Origin of the sequence: Longimicrobium sp., assembly GCF_036399935.1 — a bacterium.
Classification (GTDB): Bacteria; Gemmatimonadota; Gemmatimonadetes; order Longimicrobiales; family Longimicrobiaceae; genus Longimicrobium.
Genome location: NZ_DASWMD010000016.1, coordinates 224755 through 244900 on the forward strand (window position 1 = coordinate 224755; position 20146 = coordinate 244900).

Annotated in this window: 20 protein-coding genes; 15 read left to right on the forward strand and 5 right to left on the reverse strand. The window is 67.0% G+C overall.

Features of this window, described 5'->3' with window-relative positions:
* Nucleotides 1-425 precede the first annotated feature (425 nt).
* The gene (locus VGB24_RS05580; RefSeq protein ID WP_331071975.1) at nucleotides 426-1397 is read right to left on the reverse strand and encodes a COX15/CtaA family protein; all 972 of its coding nucleotides are present in this window, start codon (nucleotides 1395-1397) and stop codon (nucleotides 426-428) included.
* A gap of 200 nt (nucleotides 1398-1597) precedes the next feature.
* On the opposite strand from VGB24_RS05580, the gene VGB24_RS05585 reads away from it, so the two are divergent.
* The 5 genes from VGB24_RS05585 to VGB24_RS05605 all read left to right on the forward strand — a co-directional run bounded on the left by VGB24_RS05585 (nucleotide 1598) and on the right by VGB24_RS05605 (nucleotide 4810).
* Nucleotides 1598-2674, forward strand: a complete 1077-nt coding sequence (locus VGB24_RS05585; RefSeq protein ID WP_331071976.1) for a heme o synthase — start codon at nucleotides 1598-1600, stop codon at nucleotides 2672-2674.
* On the forward strand, nucleotides 2671-2934 hold the full coding sequence (locus tag VGB24_RS05590; protein WP_331071977.1) for a hypothetical protein: 264 nt from the start codon (nucleotides 2671-2673) through the stop codon (nucleotides 2932-2934). The genes VGB24_RS05585 and VGB24_RS05590 overlap by 4 nt, the downstream gene beginning before the upstream one ends.
* Before the next feature lie 39 nt (nucleotides 2935-2973).
* Nucleotides 2974-3528: a DinB family protein gene (locus VGB24_RS05595; protein ID WP_331071978.1), complete on the forward strand. Its 555-nt coding sequence runs from the start codon at nucleotides 2974-2976 to the stop codon at nucleotides 3526-3528.
* A 232-nt stretch (nucleotides 3529-3760) separates the two neighbouring features.
* Entirely contained in the window at nucleotides 3761-4165 is a 405-nt protein-coding gene (locus tag VGB24_RS05600; RefSeq protein ID WP_331071979.1) for a hypothetical protein, read from the forward strand.
* Nucleotides 4166-4378: 213 nt separating this feature from the next.
* Entirely contained in the window at nucleotides 4379-4810 is a 432-nt protein-coding gene (locus VGB24_RS05605; RefSeq protein WP_331071980.1) for a hypothetical protein, read from the forward strand.
* 100 nt (nucleotides 4811-4910) lie between these two features.
* On the opposite strand, the gene VGB24_RS05610 is transcribed toward VGB24_RS05605, so the two are convergent.
* Nucleotides 4911-5375 carry a hypothetical protein gene (locus VGB24_RS05610; RefSeq protein ID WP_331071981.1) on the reverse strand — a complete coding sequence of 155 codons (465 nt, stop codon included), beginning with the start codon at nucleotides 5373-5375 and terminating at the stop codon, nucleotides 4911-4913.
* 394 nt (nucleotides 5376-5769) lie between these two features.
* On the opposite strand from VGB24_RS05610, the gene VGB24_RS05615 reads away from it, so the two are divergent.
* From VGB24_RS05615 to VGB24_RS05630, 4 genes are all read left to right on the forward strand, one after another.
* Nucleotides 5770-6501 (forward strand): hypothetical protein, encoded by a 732-nt coding sequence (locus VGB24_RS05615; RefSeq protein WP_331071982.1) that lies wholly within the window; start codon nucleotides 5770-5772, stop codon nucleotides 6499-6501.
* 155 nt (nucleotides 6502-6656) lie between these two features.
* Nucleotides 6657-7109: a DUF4344 domain-containing metallopeptidase gene (locus tag VGB24_RS05620; protein ID WP_331071983.1), complete on the forward strand. Its 453-nt coding sequence runs from the start codon at nucleotides 6657-6659 to the stop codon at nucleotides 7107-7109.
* Between the two features lie 191 nt (nucleotides 7110-7300).
* Nucleotides 7301-8443 (forward strand): FIST signal transduction protein, encoded by a 1143-nt coding sequence (locus VGB24_RS05625; protein WP_331071984.1) that lies wholly within the window; start codon nucleotides 7301-7303, stop codon nucleotides 8441-8443.
* On the forward strand, nucleotides 8443-10740 hold the full coding sequence (locus tag VGB24_RS05630) for a putative bifunctional diguanylate cyclase/phosphodiesterase (protein ID WP_331071985.1): 2298 nt from the start codon (nucleotides 8443-8445) through the stop codon (nucleotides 10738-10740). The genes VGB24_RS05625 and VGB24_RS05630 overlap by 1 nt, the downstream gene beginning before the upstream one ends.
* A gap of 13 nt (nucleotides 10741-10753) precedes the next feature.
* Here the strand turns inward: VGB24_RS05630 and VGB24_RS05635 are convergent, their stop codons facing one another.
* Together VGB24_RS05635 and VGB24_RS05640 are read right to left on the reverse strand one after the other, a co-directional pair.
* Nucleotides 10754-11374, reverse strand: a complete 621-nt coding sequence (locus VGB24_RS05635) for a hypothetical protein (RefSeq protein ID WP_331071986.1) — start codon at nucleotides 11372-11374, stop codon at nucleotides 10754-10756.
* A 156-nt stretch (nucleotides 11375-11530) separates the two neighbouring features.
* Nucleotides 11531-12337, reverse strand: coding sequence for a helix-turn-helix transcriptional regulator (locus tag VGB24_RS05640; protein ID WP_331071987.1), 807 nt, complete (start codon nucleotides 12335-12337; stop codon nucleotides 11531-11533).
* 161 nt (nucleotides 12338-12498) lie between these two features.
* On the opposite strand from VGB24_RS05640, the gene VGB24_RS05645 reads away from it, so the two are divergent.
* The 3 genes from VGB24_RS05645 (at nucleotide 12499) to VGB24_RS05655 (ending at nucleotide 14994) form a co-directional block, all read left to right on the forward strand.
* Entirely contained in the window at nucleotides 12499-12651 is a 153-nt protein-coding gene (locus tag VGB24_RS05645; protein ID WP_331071988.1) for a hypothetical protein, read from the forward strand.
* Nucleotides 12652-12961: 310 nt separating this feature from the next.
* The gene (locus VGB24_RS05650) at nucleotides 12962-14305 is read left to right on the forward strand and encodes a hypothetical protein (protein ID WP_331071989.1); all 1344 of its coding nucleotides are present in this window, start codon (nucleotides 12962-12964) and stop codon (nucleotides 14303-14305) included.
* 98 nt (nucleotides 14306-14403) lie between these two features.
* Complete coding sequence (locus tag VGB24_RS05655) at nucleotides 14404-14994, forward strand: hypothetical protein (RefSeq protein ID WP_331071990.1); 591 nt, start codon at nucleotides 14404-14406, stop codon at nucleotides 14992-14994.
* Between the two features lie 116 nt (nucleotides 14995-15110).
* On the opposite strand, the gene VGB24_RS05660 is transcribed toward VGB24_RS05655, so the two are convergent.
* The gene (locus VGB24_RS05660) at nucleotides 15111-15281 is read right to left on the reverse strand and encodes a hypothetical protein (protein WP_331071991.1); all 171 of its coding nucleotides are present in this window, start codon (nucleotides 15279-15281) and stop codon (nucleotides 15111-15113) included.
* Nucleotides 15282-15479: 198 nt separating this feature from the next.
* On the opposite strand from VGB24_RS05660, the gene VGB24_RS05665 reads away from it, so the two are divergent.
* The 3 genes from VGB24_RS05665 to VGB24_RS05675 all read left to right on the forward strand — a co-directional run bounded on the left by VGB24_RS05665 (nucleotide 15480) and on the right by VGB24_RS05675 (nucleotide 19871).
* A complete protein-coding gene (locus VGB24_RS05665) occupies nucleotides 15480-15710 on the forward strand; it encodes a hypothetical protein (RefSeq protein WP_331071992.1) in 231 nt (76 codons plus the stop codon).
* A 139-nt stretch (nucleotides 15711-15849) separates the two neighbouring features.
* A complete protein-coding gene (locus tag VGB24_RS05670) occupies nucleotides 15850-16698 on the forward strand; it encodes a hypothetical protein (RefSeq protein WP_331071993.1) in 849 nt (282 codons plus the stop codon).
* 83 nt (nucleotides 16699-16781) lie between these two features.
* Entirely contained in the window at nucleotides 16782-19871 is a 3090-nt protein-coding gene (locus VGB24_RS05675) for a DEAD/DEAH box helicase (RefSeq protein WP_331071994.1), read from the forward strand.
* Nucleotides 19872-20146 lie beyond the last annotated feature (275 nt).

A 20146-nucleotide genomic window follows, 5' to 3' on the forward strand; every position in this document is an offset into this window, starting at 1 on the left:
AGGGGTGCAAGAGGTATTCCGGGGTGGGGTGGGCAACTTCGCACCGGATGAGGCAAGCTGCCTTGCATGCCGCGGCAGCCCCCTCTCCCCGGCCCTCTCCCCCGCTTCGCAGGGGAGAGGGAGAATTCGAGCGCGCCACTAGCCAAGCACGGTGCGTATCGCACGGTGTGTGGCGGATCCCTCGGTCGCTGCGAAGTTCGGCGTGTGGGCAGGTAGGCCGGGGCCGCTCCGTCGGGATGACAGCACCGGGCGGGGGCGCGTCGGGTGCGCGCGCCTGGATTCTATACGGTGCACCTCAAGCTTGCAGGCGCATCCGAGCCTGGATCCGGGTCTCCCCCTCCCCTGCGCAGCGGGGGAAGGGGGCCGGGGGGAGGGGGCTCCCGCGGGATGAGCGGCAGCCTGTCGAGCCGGGTGGACCTCAGCGTTTAGAGCGCCGCCGGCTCCGGCAATCGGGATCGCGCGGTCTCCTCCACGTGGCCGTGCGGATTGCGCTCCGCGAGCGCCGATGCGGCGGTAAGGACCAGGGCGATCCACAGCGCGTCGGCCAGCAGCAGGTGAACGATCTGCATCCACACGGGAACGAGCAGCACCACGTTCACCATCCCCGCGACGATCTGCAGTCCGAACATCCACGCCAGCATCCGCGAAAACCGCACGGTGGACGGGTCCGGCCGCATCCTGCGCACCGCCGCACCCGAGAGGACCACGAACACTCCCGTCGCGATGGCGATGGCGGGGTGCACCACGCGCAGGCGCTCCAGGAAGTGCGCCGTGGGCGACAGGTTCAGCCCCACGGAGGTCTTGGGGAACAGGGTGTCGCCCAGGGCGGTGATGGCGCCCGTCACGCCGACGATCAGCGTCAGCACGATGGCGGAAAGCATCAGCGCCGCCGCGGCGCCCTGGCCGCGGAGGCGGACGCGCGGGGCCCCGGCGCCCCACCAGGCGGTGAGGGTGATGGCCCCGAGGAGGAAGAAGGTGTTCACCAGGTGAAGCGCCATCATGAACGCCCGCCACCCCGACGAGTTGGCGCCCACCAGCTCCAGCAGCACCAGACCGGCACCCACCGCCGCCTCGGTGAGCATCAGCACCACCGAGGCGACCGCACCGGCGCGCGCGGGTGCGCCCTTGGGCAGGCGGCGGAAGCCGTAGAGGAGCAGCGCCACGACGGCCAGCAGCGCCAGGCCGCTGGTGGCACGGTGGGTGAACTCGATGATCGTTTCGGCCGAGGGGCTGCGCGGGATCGTCTGCCCGTTGCAGCGCGGCCAGTGACGCCCGCACCCCGCGCCGGACCCCGTGGCGCGCACGTACGCGCCCCACAGCACCACGGCCACGGTATACGCCAGCACCAGCTGCGCGGCGCGGGCAAAGCCCTTGTGGGCGTTGGGGTTGATGGACATCCGGAGGCGCGCGGGTGATGGGCGGTGACGGCGCACCACGGTACAGGGCCGGGGCGCGCGCGCGCAAGTGGTTGAACGCTTTGGGCTTGGCGGGCGTGGGGCAATCTCCCGCGGGCGTGTCGGGAATCACCCGCGCAGGGTGGCGCTCCGGGGCCGCCGGCGTATATTTGGGCCACCCTGCACCCGGAACGACCAGGTTGATGTCCGACGCGATCGCCGCCATTCCTACCGAGCCCCTGAGCGCCCCCCGCCCCGCGCCTCCGCGCGACGGGGCCGATGCGCAGATGACCACGGCCACGCAGCGGGCCGGGATGGCCGCCGCGCGCACCGGCTCGGGGGGCGTGGCGCAGCGGCTGCGCGACTACGTGACGCTCACCAAGCCGCGCATCATCTCGCTGCTGCTGGTGACCACGGCCGCGCCCATGTTCATCGCGCTGGGCCGCATGCCGGCCGCGGGCGTGCTGCTGTGGACGCTGCTGGGCGGATACCTGATGGCGGGCGGGGCCAACGCCATCAACATGTTCATGGACCGCGACATCGACGCGCACATGCCGCGGACGAAGCTGCGGCCCATCCCCAGCGGCCGCATGTCGCCGGGGCACGTGCTGGCGTTCGGCATTACGCTGGGCGCGGCGGCGTTCGCGCTGTTCGCGTTCAAGGTCAACCTGATCAGCGGCATCCTCGCGCTGGCCGGGCTGCTCTTCTACGTCTTCGTCTACACGCGCTGGCTGAAGCGCACCTCGCCGCAGAACATCGTCATCGGCGGGGCGGCGGGCGCGTTTCCGCCGCTGGTGGGGTGGGCGGCGGCCACCGGCGAGATCTCGCTGACGGCCGTCTACCTGTTCATGATCGTGTTCTTCTGGACGCCGCCGCACTTCTGGGCGCTGGCGCTGGTCAAGCAGAAGGACTACGGCCGCGCGGGCGTGCCCATGGCCCCCAACGTGTGGGGCGAGCGCGAGACCATGAAGCAGATGCTGCTGTATACGCTGATCCTGGTGCCGCTGTCGCTCGGCCCGGTGACGTACGGCGGGCTGGGCGCCTTCTACGGGGTGATGGCCGCCATCCTGGGGCTGTGGTTCCTGCGCGACGTGGTGCGGGTGATGCGCGCGGCGGACTTCGTGAAGCCGGCGTGGGCGCTGTACCGCAACTCGCTGCTGTATCTGGCCCTGCTCTTCGCCGCGATGGCCATCGACGGCGTGGTTTCGGCCGAGGGCGAGCGCTCGCCGGGCGTGGTGTTCGTGCGCTCGTCGCCCGTGGCCGTTGCCGCCGAGCCGTGAGCAGGGAAGCCAACATCGGCTTTCAGGCCAGGAGCCCGTCGGGGGACGAGGGCTACGTCATCATGCTCTTTCCCCCGGACGCCGACGGAACGGTGCGCTACCGCGAGTGGCCCTGCGACCAGGACCCGGAGCTTCCCGGGCACGACCGGCAGGCGCTGGCTTCCGACCTGATCCGCCGCGTGGAGGAATGGCGCCGCGCCGGGTGGAAGTTCACCGAATCGCCCATCCGCATCACCCACTGGCTGACCGAAGGCCGCTGACCGGCGGCCTTTTCCCATCCCTCCCCACCTTCCGCACCCATGCCCGCGACCGTGCCGCGTACCGACGCGCGCTGGCGTTCGGCCCTCGAAGAGCACCACGTGGCGCTCGCCAGCTACCTGGATGCCGCCGCCGCGCTCTCCGCCGACGCCTGGACCACGCCCTGGCAGCCCGGCAAGTGGACCCCCGCCGAGATCACGGAGCACCTGGCGCTCACGTATCGCGTGTTCATCGGCGAGGCGACGACCGGGGCGACCATGAAGCTGAAGCTGACGCCCTTTCGCCGGCGCATGCTGAAGCTGCTCCTGCTGCCGCACATGCTCTTCCACCGCAAGTTTCCCAAGGGCGCCCGCGCCCCGCGCGAGGTGCGGCCCCACACACCCGGCGGAACCCGCGAAGGGGCGCTGGCGCAGCTGCGGACGCTCGCCGAGCAGTTCGAGCGCGCGGCGGAGGCGGCCCGCGGGGCCGGGAGGCCGGGGCTCACGCATCCCTACTTCGGCCTCATCGACTGGAACCGCGGCATGCGCTTCGCCGCGCTGCACATCGAGCATCATCGCGGGCAGATCGCGCGGAAGGGCAGTGCGAGAGTGCGTTAGTGCGGTAGTGCGGTAGTGCGTTAGTGCGTTAGTGCGTTAGTGCGTTAGTGCGTGAGTGCGTGAGTGCGCATAGGCCCTGGACGCCGCGAGGTCTGTCATCCAGAGGCCCAAGCGCACCCCATCAACCCGTAGCACACGCCTCGCGGGCCGAAGGATCCAGCCAGGCGGCACTTCCAAGCCCGGGCGCGGCAGCGGCACGAAATCCCGAGCCGCGCCCTCACCTCCTTGACCGATGCTGATCCCTCCCGCGGAGAACTTCCGCTCCGAATCGGGCAGCGACATCCCGATGCGCTGCTGGGCGGCCCTTCCCGAAACCGGATACGATCTCGCCGTTCCCGTCGGCGTGGAATGGGAGCCCGAGGCCCGCTCGCTCGCGCTTGCCGAAACCGTGGTTCCCGTGGTCGATTCGATCCTGGACGAAGCCATCGGCCACGTGCGCAAGTACGCGGACGCACAGCGGCTCGGCATGGCCGGCAGCCGGCCGGAGTTGTTGTGCGTTTTCTGCGACGCTGAACGGGAACTCGTGGAAGTGAGCTTCTTTTGGGAAGTACAGCTTTACATCCACTGGACTGTCGCGTTCGCATGGAGCGGCACCGGCGCCCGCAGTCCGGTGGAGCTGTCGATCAGGCCCCGCTGAAGAATTTCCCTCGCAACCAGCCCTTCAAGCGCAATGATGCATCCAAAACATCTCCTGCTCGCGACCCTTCTGCTCGCCGCCTGCGGATCGGAGCCGTCCCGAGACGCCGCCGCCGGCGCTTCTCCCGATTCTATCGCCGAGGCTCCGGCTGCCGCGATCCGGGACACGGCGGATACCGTTGCGAGCGGCCCAGAACGCGGCGCTGCGTCCATCGTGCTCGCGCCGGACGGGTTGACGCTCGGCGCGGGCGCCCCGAAGCGGCTCGTGTTCGGGGCCCCGCAGGCCGGCGTGCTCGCGGATGTCAACGCCGCTCTTGGCGAGCCGAAGGAGCAGGGAAACCAGGAGGAGTGCCCGGCCGGACCCCTGTACCAAGCATCGTACGAGCCGGGCCTGCAGGTGGTGTTTCAGGACGGCGCGTTCGTGGGATGGTTCGCGCGGGAGGGCTCCCGCTTTCGCACCGCGCAGGGCATCGGCCCCGGCTCCACGGTGGGCGAGCTGAAGAAGGCGTACCCGTCGACTACGGTGGAGGAAAGCTCGCTGGGCCACGAGTTCGCGGCCGGCGAGCTGTACGGCGTGGTCACGGGCCCGTCCGACACCGCCACGGTGGAAGTGATGTTCGCAGGCACGAACTGCATCTTCCGGTGACGCGCCCGCCGCAGATCGTCGTCGTTCGAAACACGACGGCAGCCGCGGAACGGGGGTTCCGCGGCTACCGCTGCGACCATGGTGGAGTGTAGCCGAGCGATCAGACTGGAGCGGGCGCGTCGGTGATGATGTGTCCCGGTACGTGAACCTGCTTGCCCACCGCGGTGGTCGCTTCCGGGCCCGCCTTACCCTGGACCGCTGCGTTCACCGCTTCCTTCTTCAGGTCCTTCACGGCCTTGGTGTATCCCAGGAAGTTGTTCCAGAACGCCGACCCGCCGCTCGCCAGCAGTCCCACCACCAGCACAGGCAGCTTCACGTCGTCGGTGAGCGTGACACTTCCCGTGAACCAGTTGGTAGCCGGACCCTCGACCATGGCGGCGGTGGCGCAGCAGAAGGCGAACGTGAACGCCTGGATGATCAGCGGTCGCACCCGTTGGTTCCAGGCGCTGTTCGGGTCGCCCTGCTCCGCCAGGGCCGGGACGACGGTCTTCAGGATGGTGACCATGCGCTCGGAGGCGAGGCTGATCGTGAGCAGGAAGGCGATGATGAGTTCGATGTTTCCCACGGGAGACTCCGGATGAGGGGGGGATGCGGGGTCCGCAATTCCGCGTACACGGCGGTCGCGATGGGTGCCATGCCTGCGGGCAGTGTTAATAGATGGACAGCGGTTTTCGAATTCCGGCCCGATCGGGATTGAAGGAGGCACCGGGGCGAAGTCGCCCTCGACGGGGGAGAGGGAGCCAGGAACCCGAGCCGCCCCACGGCGAAGCAGAATGCCTGTCCACGATCGATCGCTGATCCTCCCCGATTCGTGGCGCCAGCCCGCACGCCAGGCACCCCGGCTTTGCGCCGCTCCTGCCGGGCATCCAGAATACCTGGTTCCCGCTCGCTGAAGTGCTACTTCACCGGCATGCAGATTGCCGCTGCGACAGGTGTTTCTCCGGATCCTCCATCCCTGGGTGACAGCTCTGAATCCCTCGACCCGCCTCTCAGCCCTGGACGGCGCGGCTCCGGCCGGCGCCAGTTCCTCCCGCGGCGCGGCTTCGCGGCTGCCGCTGTCGGTACCCGCGCTGCTGCTCGCAGCCGCCATGCTGCTACCCTTCGGCATGCCGTGGCTGGCCGGAGCGGTTTCGGCTCCCGTGTCGCTGCTGACCCGCGATCCCGTCGCCGTCGGGAACCTTCCCCCGTGGACCGGCCTTCTTTCCACGCTGGGCCTCTGCGCGTGGGCGGCTGCCGCAACCGTGGCGCTGTTCGCCGGTGCCTGGGTGCGGGAACGCGGCGGCGCCACGGCCGTTCCGGCGGGCTGGTTCTTCGGCGCGGGCGCGCTGTCGGTGGTGCTGCTGCTGGACGATGCGTTCCTGGCGCACGAAATCCTGCTCCCCGTCTTCGTGGGCATTCCCGAGAAGGCCGTCTACGCGATGTATGGCCTGGCCGCGCTGGCCTGGTTCGTGGGAGGGCTCCGCTTTCTGCGCGGCACGCCGTGGCTGCTGCTGGGAATCGCGGGGCTGGGGTTCGCGGCCTCGGTGGTGATCGACGTGGTGTCCGGCGACAACGACCCCGCGTTCACCGTGCTGCTGGAAGACGGGGCCAAGTGGATCGGCATCGCGGCGTGGGCTGCGTATCTCTCGGCGACGGCCTGGAGCGCCGTGGCCCCGGTGCCCACCGCGGCCTCGGGTGACCGCAGGGGCTAGTCCGGCGCGTCCACCTGCACCATGCGGCGTCGGAGCCTGGTCTCCGCGGGATCGTCAGCGCCGAAACGCCACCGATGTCTGCGTTGCCCCGGACCGGGGAACGTCGTAGACTGTGCCGCATCCGCCGTTTGTTTCCGCCCGATCGGCCTTCCCGCATGATCCGTTCGAAATCTCTCCTGGTGCACCCGGGCGGGCAGGACAACTTCGACGACGCGTTCGCCTTCATCCTCCTGCACCAGGTGGGGCACGCGGTCGTCGACGTACTGCAGCTGGATCTCGGCGTTTCGACGGAAGAGGCCGCCGACCAGTTCGTGGCCATGATCGCGGGAATGGCACCCGGCGAGCTCGATGGGCTGGTGAATGGCGTCGCGGCACTCCAGGACCTCGAATTCGACTGGGAAACCCCGGATACCGGGGCCACCACCATCGGCAGCGACCGGGGGGCGACGCTGACGTGTCTGCTCTACGGGGGCAACCCCGACGCCCACGCCAACCTCGTGGAACAGGGCGAGCTCACCGCGAGCCGCGCGACCAGTTGCGTCGGCGAGTTCGCGGACCTGCAGGCCCGGTGGACGGCCCTGCTGGAGAGCCATCTCAACCAGGGCTGATCCCCTCCGCCACCGCACTGCGGCGCAGAGCCCCGGCGCGGTCCTCCGCGCCGGGGCTCGCGTCGTCTCGATCCTTTGGGCCGGAATCGATCTACAAGATGGCGGATTCGGTCATCTTGCGCGAAGTGTGCACCCGGCCCTTTGTTGTACGCGCTCGCCGGCATTCGGCACCCCCCGCACGGCCCCTCGCCATGGACATCGAGCAGACCACGTGGACCGCGCCGGGCGGCTGGCAGCCCGCGGCCGGGCAGCCGCTGGGCGGCGCCGCCCAGCTGGTCCTGCTCTTCGGCTCGCGCGAGCTGCTGGACCAGGCGCAGTGCTGGAACGAGGCGCGCGGCCGCTACCCCGGCGCCCGCGTGGTGGGCTGCTCCACCGCGGGCGAGATCGCCGGCACGCGCGTGCTGGACGACTCGGTGGTGGCCACCGCCGTGGCGTTCGCCCACACGCAGGTGCGCGTGGGACGCGTGTCGCTGAGCGAGTTCGGGTGCAGCGAAGAGGCCGGCCGCGCGCTCGCCCGGTCGCTGGAGCCCGCGGGCCTGGTGCACGTGCTGGTGCTTTCCGACGGGCTGCACGTGAACGGCACCGAGCTGGTGAAGGGGCTGTCGGAGCAGCTTCCGCACGGCGTCGCGGCCACGGGCGGCCTGTCGGGCGACGGGTCGCGGTTCGAGCGGACGCTGGTGGGGGTGGACGGCGACGTGGCGGAGGGAATCGTCGTCGCCGTGGGGTTCTACGGCCCGCGGCTGCGCGTGGGATACGGCTCGCTGGGGGGATGGGACCCGTTCGGCCCCGAGCGCGTGATCACCCGCTCGCGGGGAAACGTGCTGTTCGAGATGGATGGACGCTCCGCGCTGCAGCTGTACAAGCGCTACCTGGGCGAGCACGCCGCCGAGCTCCCCGCCAGCGGGCTGCTCTTTCCCCTGAGCCTGCGCACCCCGGACGGCGAGGCGCCCGTGGTGCGCACCATCCTGGCCGTGGACGAGGCCGAGCAGAGCCTCACCTTTGCGGGCGACGTGCCCGAAGGCGCCATCGCCCGGCTGATGAAGGCCAACTTCGAGCGGCTGATCGACGGCGCCACCGGCGCGGCCCGCACCAGCGGCGACGGCATCCGGGGCGGGACCGCCCAGCTGGCGCTGCTCATCTCGTGCGTGGGCCGAAAGCTCATCCTCAAGCAGCGCACCGAGGAAGAGGTGGAAAGCGTGCGCGACGTGCTGGGCGGCGGCCCCGTGCTGGCCGGCTTCTACTCGTACGGCGAGATCTCGCCGTTTTCCGCCTCCACGCGCTGCGAATTGCACAACCAGACGATGACCGTCACCACCTTTTTTGAAGCGGAGTGATGCACAAGCTCCTGCTTCGCCAGCTGCGCCGCCACTTCGGCTCTCCCGACGTGCCCGCGGAGCTGCGCGGGTTCGTGGACGCGGTGAACCAGGCGTACGAGGAGGCCCAGGGCGACCGGGTGCTCCTGGAGCGCGCCATGGAGCTCACCTCGCAGGAAATGCTGGAGCGGTACCGCGACCTGCAGGCGCAGGTGGGCGAGCGCGAGCGCGTGGAGCAGGCGCTGCGGCACAGTGAAGAATACTTCCGGTCGCTCACCGAGAACGCTTCGGACGTGGTGAGCGTGCTGGAGGCTGACGGGACGGTGCGCTACCACAGCCCGGCCATCGAGCGCATCCTGGGCTACTCGCCGGAGCGGCTGGCGGGCACCCGCGCCTTCGCCGGCGCCCACCCGGACGACCGCGGGGCGGTGGAGGCGGCCTTCGGCGAGGTGCGGCGCACGCCGGGCGCGGTGCGGTCCGTCACCTACCGCAACCGCCACGCGAGCGCGGGGTGGCGCGTGCTGGAGTCCACCGCCACCAACCTGCTGCACGCCCCCGCGGTGGCGGGCATCGTGGTCAACTCGCGCGACGTCACCGAGCGCTCCGTGGCCGAGGTGGCGCTGCGCGAGTCGGAGATCCGCTTTCGCACCGTGGCCGAGTCGCTGGGCGAAGGGCTGCTGATCACCGACCTGGACGACGTCATCCAGTACGCCAACCCGCGGGTGGAAGAAATCTACGGCTGGCGCCCCGAGGAGCTGGTGGGCCGCAGGGGACTGGAGGTGCTGATCCCGCCGGAGGACCTGGAGCCGTTCCGGGAGCGGATGGCCCGCCGCGCCCGCGGCGTCGCCGAGCGGTACGAGATGCGCGCGCTGCGAAAGGACGGCACCACGGGGTGGGTGGAGGTGCACGGCACCCCCTTTCGCAACGCCGCGGGCGACATCGTGGGCACCCTGGGCGCCATCACCGACATCACCGAGCGCAAGCGCGTGCAGGAGCAGCTGGCCCACGGCGCCCTGCACGACGCGCTCACCGGGCTTCCCAACCGCGCGCTCTTTTTGAACCGGCTGGAGCACGCGCTGGAGCGCATCCGGCGGGGGCGGGGCATTCCCTTCGGCGTGCTGTTCCTGGACGTGGACCGCTTCAAGCTGGTCAACGACTCGCTGGGCCACGGCCCGGGCGACGAGCTGCTGCGGCAGATCGGGGCGCGGCTGGTGCAGGCGCTGCGGCCGGGCGACACGGTGTCGCGCTTTGGCGGCGACGAGTTCACCGTCATGCTGGAGCGCGTGGCGACGGCGGTGGACGCCACGCACGTAGCCGAGCGCCTGCTGGCCGCGCTGGCGGTGCCGTTCTCCATCGGCGGGCGCGAGGTGTACGCCTCGGCCAGCATCGGCATTGCGCTGTGCGACGGCGGCGACGCCCATCCCGAGGAGCTGCTGCGCAACGCCGACGCGGCGCTGGGGCGCGCCAAGGCGCACGGCAGGGGGCGCTGCGAAGTCTTCGACCGGCAGATGCACGCGGCCGCCATGCGCCGCCTGCAGATGGAGACGGACCTGCGCCGCGCCGTACCCAACGGCGAGCTGCGGCTGGTGTACCAGCCCGTGGTGTCGCTGGGGGCCGGCGGCATCGTGGGCTTCGAGGCGCTGGCCCGGTGGGAGCACCCGCGCCACGGCACCATCGAGCCCGCCGACTTCATTCCCGTCGCGGAGGAAACGGGGCTCATCGAGGGGATCGGCCGGTGGGTGCTGGACGAGGCGTGCCGGGTGCTGGCCGCGTGGCAGGCGGCGGTGCCGCGCGACCCGCCGCTCACCATGGCGGTGAACGTGTCGGCCCGGCAGTTCGTGCAGCCGGACCTGGTGCAGCAGGTGGAGTGCAGCATCCGCCGCCACGGCGTGCCGGCGGAGTCGGTGCGGCTGGAGATCACCGAAAGCGTGCTGATCGACAAGCCCGACGCCGCCGCCGAAACCCTGGTTGCGCTGCGCGGCCTGGGGCTGAAGCTGCACCTGGACGATTTCGGCACCGGCTACTCGTCGCTGGCCTTCCTGGAGCGCTTTCCCATCGACGCGGTGAAGATCGACCGCTCGTTCGTGCACGGCATGGAGTCCGAGCCGCGCCGCGCGCGCTTCGTGGCAGGGATCGCCGCGTTTGCGCGCAGCCTGGGCGTGGGCGTGGTGGCGGAGGGCGTGGACGCGCGCGCCCAGCCCGCCCTGCTGCGCGAGCGCGGCTGCCAACTGGCGCAGGGGTACCTCTTTTCCCGCCCGCTACCGCCGGACGAGGCGGAGCGGCTGCTGCTGGCCGAGCCTGGGTGGATCCTGGACTGACCGGCGGTACCGCTCACAGGTCGCGGTGCTCCCACGTACCGGGTTTCGCCAGCACGACGCTGGCGATCCAGGCCAGGGCCGCTAGCAGCACCAGGTCGCCGCCGAGCAGCGCGACCGGCAGGCCCACGGCGTGGCCAACGGGAAACAGCAGGGCTCCCAGGCATAGCAGCAGCGAGGCAGCCAGCGGCACCTGGCGCCCCAGCACCAGGGCCACGCCCAGGCTCAGCATCCCCAAGGGAAAGAGGAGGCCCGGCGCCACCGTGGTCAGGAAGAAAGACGGCACGCTCCACGCCTTCTCGGCGGCGGCAGCCACCGCCGGGGAGGTGCTCGCCTGCTCGAGCAGCAGGGCGGCGCGAAAGAACGCCTGCATGGAAGCCCCCGCCATTGCCCCCAGGAACGCGATGGAGCCCAGCACCAGGCCCGCGCGCGGCGCGCGGGCGCGAACCAGGTGGGCCAGTGCGAAGATGGCGGGTACGAAGGCGCAGAACGAGAGAAAGAGCAGGACGGTCCAAAGGATCGTTTCGCGCCGGGTGAGCACGCCTGCCAGGTCGCCGAGGGCAAGGAGGAGGGGCGCGGCCACCAGGCACAGGGCGGCGGGCCGGCGCAGGTCGGTGCGCGGGGACGTGGGCTGCATGGGACGCGGGGAGCGCAGGTAGTCGGGATGACCGGCCGCCGCACCCCGCATCGTCTCGTTTCAGCCTGGCTGAATCGGCGAGCGGGAGCAGCACCGGGGGTCCGCCAAGAGTAACCCCGCCGTTCGCACCCGGATTGAATCAATCGGACATTCGCATCAGGGAGCGAATATCTGGCCCGGAACGGGCCCCACGCGCTGGCGGTACTCACCCGGCGTCATCCCGGCGATGGTGCCGAAGTCGCGACAGAGATGGGCCTGGTCGGAGTAGCCGGCCGCGTGCGCCACCTGCGAGAGGGTGGTTCGCCGCGACGACATCAGCGCGAGTGCGCCCCGAAAGCGGGCGAGCTGGCGCCACTGGCTGGGCGTCACCCCCACGTGCTCCAGAAAGACGCGCCGCAGGTGGCGCTCCGAAAGCCCCAGCTCCTTTGCGACCCGGCCCACGTGCGGCTCTGCCGCGCGGGCAAGCGCTTCGGACGCCCGGTGCACCAGCGCGCCGTGCTCGGCGCGGCCCAGCCCACCGGCCAGCCACGCCAGCAGAGCCCGGCACTGCTCCTGGAAGCTCGCCGCATGGTATAGCTGCTCGCACAGCAGCCCCGTGCCCGGCAGCACCAGGTCGCCCTCCACGTTGCGGTTCGTGAGCTCGGTCAGCGGCCGATGGAAGACGGCGCTGCCGGCATGCGCCTTCAGCGTTATGCCCAGCACGTACACTTCGTCCACGGCGCGGATGGTGTACGCCGTGGTAGGAAGGCCCCCCATCACCGAACTGCCCGTCGCGATCGATTCACTGCCACCGCGCAGCGGCGACACGTCCAGCCGGCTCCCCAGGTTGAACAGGATGGCGGCCGAGCCGCCCGGCATGATGGTTTGCGCCGAGTACTCTCCGCGCGCCTGCACGAGAAAGATCGACTCCACGCACCCGGCGAGCGGGTGATCCGGGGGCGGAGCATGGATGTCGAGTTTCATCGGTTGCCGGATAGGTTGGAAAGGGCCGCGCACCATTCATCATGGCGGCGGCGGGTGGGGGGATGCAACGGCGCGGGTACCCGTCTAGGCGCCCCGGTTCGCGGCCGCTTGCCCGCACCGCTCGCCGCAGGCCCCACGCGCGCGATGGACTGCAGTCGCGAATGCACAAATTTCGGCTGCGGCAGGGGCGCCCCGAGGTTTCGTTCCCCGAAAAGCCCTGCCAGCTGGCGCAGGGCTACCTCTTTTCCCGCCCCCTGCCCCCGGAGCAAGCGGAGCGGCTGCTGCTGGATAAGCCTGGGTGGACTCTGGACTGACCCGAAGGGACCGGGGGCGGCTGATCCTCGCTCGCCCTGGCGTTCGTACGAAGCCCCGGCGCGATCTCCGCGCTGGGGCTTTCATCGTGTGGTCCAGCATGTAGGGGCCGAGCGATCCGCAAGGCGCACAAGGGGTCCGGCCGGGGTCGCCGATTGCCCTCCATCTCATTCACCCGTCGGCAGTTAGATGGCGATTCTGCTTGCGTAAACCGCCAGTCTCGGTTATCATATGTTTACGTTGAATCTCCGTTCTGCGGACGCTCCTCACACCCGTCGCACGGTCTCACCGCATCCGCTTCTCCGCAGGAAAATGAAGATTTTCAATGTTTGCATTACGGCCGCCGGCGCCGTATTCCTGGCCGCGTGCCAGGACATTGCCACGGACCCCGCTGAGCCCTCGCCGGGCGATGCGCGTGCGGCTTCCGTCGCCCCCGCCCCGGCCATTCGCGAGGAGGAAGCGGAGCTCCACCAACTGGCCGCCGAAGTTCCCGGGTTCGGTGGGTACTACTTCGACGAGAACGGCGAAACGGTGGCTTTCGTCACAGACTTGGCACGGGCCGACCAGGCGCGGGCGGCGGTCCAGGCGCTGCTGGCGGGCAACCCGGCCGCTCGCCGCGGCGGGCGTGTGCTCGTGCGGCAGGGCCGCTACACCTTTCCGGAGCTCGCCGCCTGGCGTGACCGCATTACCGGCCCGATCGTCGACATTGAGGGCGTCCAGTCCGTGGACGCCAACGAGGGCCGCAACCGCGTGGTGATCGGGGTTTCCAGCCCTGCCGCACGGCGCGGTGTGGAGCAGCTGCTCGCCGAGCACCGCGTCCCCCGCGAGGCGGTGGTGATCGAAGCGGAGGAGGAACTCTCTCTGCACATGGCTCCCGAGGAAGATCTGGCCGCCTCCTTCGGCGGGGAGTTCCTCTCCAGCGTGATCCGTCCATTGCACGGGGGAATCCAGATCGGCCGGTGGACCAATCGCTCGACGGGGAAATGGAGCAGGTGCACCCTCGGTGCAATCGTTCGGCGGAGCGGGTACAACCTGTTTCTCACCGCTTCCCACTGCAGTCAGAAGTCGTGGGAGGATGACGTGGGTGCCCACTACCAGCCGATGCCCGACATCTACGACTACGATCTGATCGGCAACGAGTACGACGACAAGCGGGGGAGCAGCTGCGGATTCATGTCCCCTAACGTCTGCCGCTACTCGGACGCCACGCTCATCCGCATCAATAGCAGCATTGGAGATGAGCTCGGGCGCATCGCGCGCACACGCTACTCCGCCTCCTCGGTGTACCCGGATACCATGGGATCTCTTGAGATCGACCCCGCGGCGCCCTACTTCCAGATCGTGGGGCGGGGCACGGTGTCGCAGGGGGCGCCGGTCCACAAGATGGGTGCGCGGACCGGCTGGACTCGGGGCGTCGTGACGAACACCTGCACCGACCAGCCCGCGGAGCGTTCATACAGCTGGCTGCGCTGCCAGGTAGCAACGAAGACCTGGGTGAGTCCGGGCGACAGTGGCGGGCCGGCCTTTACGCTCAACGCCGATGGCACCGTGTTGCTGCTCGGCATCTTCTGGGGACGGAAGACGAGCGGAGCGTACCACTACTACAGCCCGCTCAGCGGGATAGAGAGGGAGCTCGGCTCGCTCGTCATCAACTGAGCGGTACCGCAACGGCCGTAGTGCCTCCGTCCGGGGCACCAGTTCGTGGGCCCAGGCGTGCCCGGGCCCAGCAACATTCACATAGAACTACCATGCCAATGAACCGAATTCATCGTTTGGGAATGGTGGCCGCCCTGTACGTTCTCGCCTCGTGCGGCGATCCGGTGGGGAGCGGAGAGCCCGGCTGGCTGCGCGCGTCCCTCTCGGGCGCGGTCTCTGGAAGCTACCAGGGGACGGGCGACTTCCTGGACCAGGCGAACCGCGAAGTCGGGCCGCGCCGCATGTTCTCCGTGGTTTCGACAACGGCGGGCCCGAACCCGGAGAGCTTCAGCTTTTACCGGCAGAACGGAAATCGCCCCGCGGTCGGGACCTACCAGCTGGAGCTCGTCGACCAGAGCGACTTCAAGGCGGTGGGCTTTTTTGCATTCTACACCCGCGCGACGAGTGACCGGGTGGAAAGTTTCGTAGCCCAGTCCGGGGAGGTGGTGATCACCCGATCGACGTCGAACCGCGTCGAAGGGACGTTCCGGTTCGTGGGGTTCCGCTACTGCGCCATTCCGCGAACCGGAAACGGGCAGGAAGGCCCCTGCTCTCCGCCCGCCACGGCCCTCGTGGGCGCGCCCACGGTGGAGGTCAGCGGCTCCTTCTCCGTCGCTCCGGACGATGGCGACGATATGCTCCCGATGTGATTTGCCACGCGCGACGTAGCCTGACAGGTTCGCGATCGGAACCGCAGTCGCGGCCTGACGAAGACAGCAACTGAGTGAGAGCCCCGACGCGTCCTCCGCGCCGGGGCTCCCTCTGCTCAGGTGTTCAGCCGCCGCACCACCTCCTGCGCGCCCTTCTTGTAGAGCGTGATGCACACCAGGGCACCGTCAGGGGCAATCACCATCCAGTTGCGGTCCCGCTTCTTGATCACCCACACGCCGGGTGGAGGCGGCGGGGGAGGGAAGGGCGACTTCGGCTTGCGAGGCATGATCGGCTCCGTGTCTCTTGACCCTCGGGCCGCGGCAGGGCACCTTTGACGAGCGAGGCGGCCTTCGGGTCGGTTCGTGAACGAGGCTGGTCGAGCTTTCTTTGCGGGAGGATCGGCCAGCCTTGCTTTTTGCCCTGCTGTTAATAATACTACTACCTAAGCCGCTGAAAGTCAACCCCCTTACTACCCGGAGTGGAAATGGATTTCAAGACGGCGACCGACCGGCTGACCGATCGCATTACCGCTGATGATATTGCTGAGGCGTTCGGAGTTGCGCGAAACTCTATCGCCCGTGCTCGGTTGGAGCGGTCCAATCCAGGCTATCGACCGCCGCCGGAGAGCTGGCAACCGGTGCTGGCGCGTTTGGCGCGTGAGCGGAGCAAGCAGCTAAGCGAACTTGCAGCCGAGGTGGAGCGCAGTCATTCATGAGAGGGCGACGGGCATTGGCCTCTCGCCAGCGTCCATGCGAGGATAGTATGTTATGGAGACACGCGTGGGTCCTCTCTGCATCCGGGTGGACACTTCGGTGCCATGGATCGCGGCACAGCCACTGAACCTTTGATAATCCGTGCCTTTCGTTATCCAAGAGAACGAGATTGACGGTGAGCATCGCTGGGCGGTGGCTACATGCGGATGCGACCTCACCGACGACGGTGACGCGTTGCTCCAAGCTACTGTAACTCTTGTCCGGGAGGCATACGGCGAGAATGAACTACTCGCAGCCGCCGACCCGGATTTCCTTGCGAATGTGGACCCGTTGGTTGCGGGAACCTTCGACCTTGACGCAATCCGTTCCGGCTTTCGCTTAGGGTTGCCAGATCCCGAGAAGGAGAATTTGACTAAGAAGCAGCCGTGGCTCCGGAACTACCGCTCAGAAACCACTGAGATGGTGGCGCGTGGCGTTCTGAAAACGGCGCACCATGTCGATTTCCCTAGCCATCCTCAGCGTGGGAAGGCAAACGCGAACCAACCATTTCTCGGGTTCGATGGGTGGGGACTGCTGTCACTGGAAGGGACTGCTGCTAAGCTCGTTCTTGTTCAAGTTAAGGGTACCGATGACACGGCATGTCCCCCATCAGAGGCCAGAAAGCTGGCCCAAGAATGTAAAGACGTGCCCAGGGACCTCGGGAAGCTTGCGCGGGCCATCTCGGTGCTCGCCGTTAACCTAAAGGGAACGAAGGAAGGAGTAACTCTCCTTCAGATGCTGGAACAACTAGGGAAAGGCATACTGCCGCCGATGGCCGTCGCACCGGTGATTATACGGGGAATCACACCCGCGAACGGTGATGACCTCCAACCCATTCGACAGGTCGTGGGGGAGTTTCTCCCGGCATGCGCGCGCGGGGTCACCGTGTCCATCAATGTGGCGCTTACAGAATTTGGCGAGCGTGTGATGACACTGGCGAGGGCTGCGTGAGAGACGCACTAGCGGAACTGCACGACTCCGCGGCTGTCCACGCTCTTCTCCGGAGAGTGGACACCGCACGACTCGCAGACGAGTTGGGTGCCCGCGAATATGTCACGCCGGATCCTGATGCAACGTCGAGACTGAGGGTTGTGGCATCCTTGGCTTTTGCCGAACTCCTCGGAGAGGCGAGCGTAGATCAACTCCTTCGTACATTTGCCGCAGAGGCGAACGGGCCAGCAGCTTCTAAGGCGCAGATTGCCTCGTTCCGGAAATGGACGGGGTACATTAATGCACTGCTCGACGCCAAGATCCCGCCCAGCCTGGATGATCTGTTCATGTTCGCTGCTTCCGGCTTACTTGCTCGGCAGCCGACCGAGGTTCGCTCAATCCTTCGCCAGCCGCTGGTTCGGTCGTCGATTCGAAACCAAAGGGATAGGGCGTCCGAACTGCCTTGGAGCGAGCGAGTACGATTCAATGTCAGCTACTCGCTTTTGTTGTTGGTTCGTCAAGAAGGCCGCAGCGATCTGATTGCGTCTGGCGACGGGATCCGACGAGTAGCGGAGGATCAGCGAGCGTTTGAAAGTAGCTGGCTGCGGACGCAAACGAATGCAAGGCGGGATGCCACGACGCTGTTGGGGTATTACCATCTAGCACAAGCGTTGGAGCGCCTTTCTGAGTTCCTTCTAGTCGGTACTCTCCGGTCCGGAAATCAAGTGATCACGGACTTTGAGCCAGAACTCCGTCGTCTCTTAGTGCGAGCAGAGGAGTTCATCGGGTTTGGAGGCGACTCTGAAACCCAGATGTGGCTTTCATGTGTGTCAATCATACTGTGGCGATTGCGTGCAGACTCACTTTGGGTGACTGCGAGAGGCATCTCTGAGCGACTTGACCAACTTTTGGACGCGCTGACTTCAAGCGAGAGGGAGCGGCAAGTATTTAGTCTTTTGCCGTCCCAGCAAGAGGCATTACGGCAGAGCCTTTTGGATCCAAACCGGATCGCTGTGGTCCTGCAGATGCCTACCAGTGCTGGAAAGACCTTGTTGGCAGAGTTCTCTATCATTCAGACGATTGAGAACTACAAAGGTGAGACGCGAATCGTGTACGTTGTACCGACTCGAGCGCTTGCCACCCAAACGTACCGGACGCTTATTCAAGACTTGCGGCCGCTTGGCATAGATGTAGTTGCGGCGAGTAGCGCGTTTGAAGAGGATCCGTACGAGTTGAACCTGCTCGTCGAGTCGAAGGGTGTAGTTGTTGCTACTCCCGAGAAACTGGACCTCATGTTGCGCTCCCATCCAGAGTGGTTCGAGACACTTCGAATGGTGGTGGTTGATGAGGCGCACCTCCTTCAAGACAAGGAGCGTGGCGTCAGACTCGAACTTCTGCTTGCGAATATCCGCCGGGAGCGCCCGCAGGCAAAGCTACTTCTTCTCACGCCTTTCCTAGAGAACGCCCAGCAAGTTGCCACCTGGCTCGGCGGTGCCCGGGGCCTGCCTATAACAGTGCATTGGCGCCCATCGCGGCTATTGCTTGGTTTGTCGAGCATTGCAGGAGCGGGCCGCAATCGGGCACTCACTATCGAGTGGAGCGATCCATATAGTCGCGATCAGTCTCCTACTCCCATCCGCATCCCGGTGAGCATTCCGTCGCGCGATGTGCAAACTACTCGCAGTCGTTTGGTGTACTTAGCACACAAATTTCAGGACTTAGGTACCATCTTAGGTCTCTGCACCGGGTCGAGAATTGAAGCCGAGACTGCGGCGCTGGCGTTGGCAAGGACACGTGCGGTGATTCCAGAGACGTCCCGTACTTCTGGTCTGCGCGTCGCTATTGCACTTGCCGAAAGCGAGTACGGGTCCGACTCTAGCCTGAGTTTCTGTCTACAACGAGGTGTCGCATTCCACCACTCCGCGTTGTCGCCTATGCTGCGATATCTTGTTGAGGAAGAAGTACGTGCCGGCGTTGTGAAGATAATCATAGCGACAACCACATTGGCGCAGGGCATGAATTTCCCTGTCGCGGTGGTATTGGTGCATTCAGTGCACAAGCCGTACGGCGGGGGCAACCTCACACCTGCAGAATTCTGGAATATCGCCGGCCGTGCGGGGCGCGTGGGGCTCGTGGATCGTGGGCTGGTGATATTCACGGGCAAAGATCACCGGGAGCACTTTGATCGATACTCATCACTGCTGACGGACTCTGTTCGGTCGGCACTTTTGGCGGTCTTAGGCTCGCTGTCTCCGACTGTCGAGTTGAAACAGTTATATAGGCAACACGAAGAGTTGCGCCCATTCCTACAGTATCTCGCCCATGCTGCTGCTAGCCGCTCTCCTACGGAGGCACTTGCGAATTTGGAGGAGTTGCTCCAAGCAAGCCTCGCTAACGCGCAGGTAACTACGGAGGCGCAGTCTCGTGCTATGAGGTCCGTAGCACGACGCTATCTCGAGTCGATTCGAGCACAAAAGTCGGGATACTTGCGTACCTCGGACGCCACTGGGCTTGGTTCGTTTAGCTTCGACGAGTTGTTTGCTAAGATCGGCAATGACGCCATCCTTCGGGCTGGACCGGGTGAAGTGCTGTCACGGCGGGCTGAAGGGCTGAGCCATCTAGTTGACGCACTGAAGTGGCTGCCGGAACTTGACCTAGCAATAGGATTAGGGGAGGGGCCGATGAACTCAGACGCGGTTGCTCGGGTAATCCAAGGGTGGATCGACGGCAAAACTGCTCAAGACCTTTCCACGGAATTTCCCGGCCACGAAAGAGAGGATCGGGTCCGAAAAGCCGCTGCATACCTGTTTGGAAAGGTGTCTCAAACGATTTCTTGGGGCGCGCATGCATATGTGCGGGGTTGGTTCCTAAGGCAGCCGCAGAACACGCCGGATGCCCACCGCAGCAATGAGATGCTCCCTGCCTACATACAATTTGGGGTTCGAACTCCGGAAGCGGCGGTCGCATCCCTGCTAGGTGTTCCGAGGCAATTCGCCGAATCGTTCGGCGGCGTCTTCCGTGAGAAGCATGGATTGCTCGCTCCCGAAAGCGCGAAGATGTTTCAAGGCTTCGTTGAGACGGCGGATAGCGGAGTGTGGCGCGACGTTGTCTCGCGCTCAACCCTCAAGGATGCAGTAAGTGCCGATGACGTGCGCGGTGTTTGGCGCCGCATGCAGGGGCTTGATCCCGGATGAGGTCTCTAGCCTTCAGCAGAGTTTATTGCGATAGATAGAGCGGAAGCTTAGGCGGCATTGTGGTGCGAGGCTTTGGTCGGGTGATTGGCATAACGACGATCTGTCCTGCTGCTGGACTGAGGCACCGGGCACTTGGGTGGGACTACGGCCGAGAGGTCCGGCGCCTGCCGCCCCGGGCAGGAGAACTTGGACATTTTGCCCGCAGCGCGTGCGTCTACCGGGGCAGCACACCGTCGCGCGGACCATCCCCCTCATCCGCACAAGGTTCGGCCCTT

Coding starts and splice junctions, on each gene's coding strand:
- VGB24_RS05580 (WP_331071975.1), bottom strand. CDS start 1,397: ATGTCCATCAACCCCAACGCCCACAAGGGCTTTGCCCGCGCCGCGCAG.
- VGB24_RS05585 (WP_331071976.1), top strand. CDS start 1,598: ATGTCCGACGCGATCGCCGCCATTCCTACCGAGCCCCTGAGCGCCCCC.
- VGB24_RS05595 (WP_331071978.1), top strand. CDS start 2,974: ATGCCCGCGACCGTGCCGCGTACCGACGCGCGCTGGCGTTCGGCCCTC.
- VGB24_RS05600 (WP_331071979.1), top strand. CDS start 3,761: ATGCTGATCCCTCCCGCGGAGAACTTCCGCTCCGAATCGGGCAGCGAC.
- VGB24_RS05620 (WP_331071983.1), top strand. CDS start 6,657: ATGATCCGTTCGAAATCTCTCCTGGTGCACCCGGGCGGGCAGGACAAC.
- VGB24_RS05625 (WP_331071984.1), top strand. CDS start 7,301: ATGGACATCGAGCAGACCACGTGGACCGCGCCGGGCGGCTGGCAGCCC.
- VGB24_RS05630 (WP_331071985.1), top strand. CDS start 8,443: ATGCACAAGCTCCTGCTTCGCCAGCTGCGCCGCCACTTCGGCTCTCCC.
- VGB24_RS05635 (WP_331071986.1), bottom strand. CDS start 11,374: ATGCAGCCCACGTCCCCGCGCACCGACCTGCGCCGGCCCGCCGCCCTG.
- VGB24_RS05640 (WP_331071987.1), bottom strand. CDS start 12,337: ATGAAACTCGACATCCATGCTCCGCCCCCGGATCACCCGCTCGCCGGG.
- VGB24_RS05645 (WP_331071988.1), top strand. CDS start 12,499: ATGCACAAATTTCGGCTGCGGCAGGGGCGCCCCGAGGTTTCGTTCCCC.
- VGB24_RS05650 (WP_331071989.1), top strand. CDS start 12,962: ATGAAGATTTTCAATGTTTGCATTACGGCCGCCGGCGCCGTATTCCTG.
- VGB24_RS05655 (WP_331071990.1), top strand. CDS start 14,404: ATGAACCGAATTCATCGTTTGGGAATGGTGGCCGCCCTGTACGTTCTC.
- VGB24_RS05660 (WP_331071991.1), bottom strand. CDS start 15,281: ATGCCTCGCAAGCCGAAGTCGCCCTTCCCTCCCCCGCCGCCTCCACCC.
- VGB24_RS05665 (WP_331071992.1), top strand. CDS start 15,480: ATGGATTTCAAGACGGCGACCGACCGGCTGACCGATCGCATTACCGCT.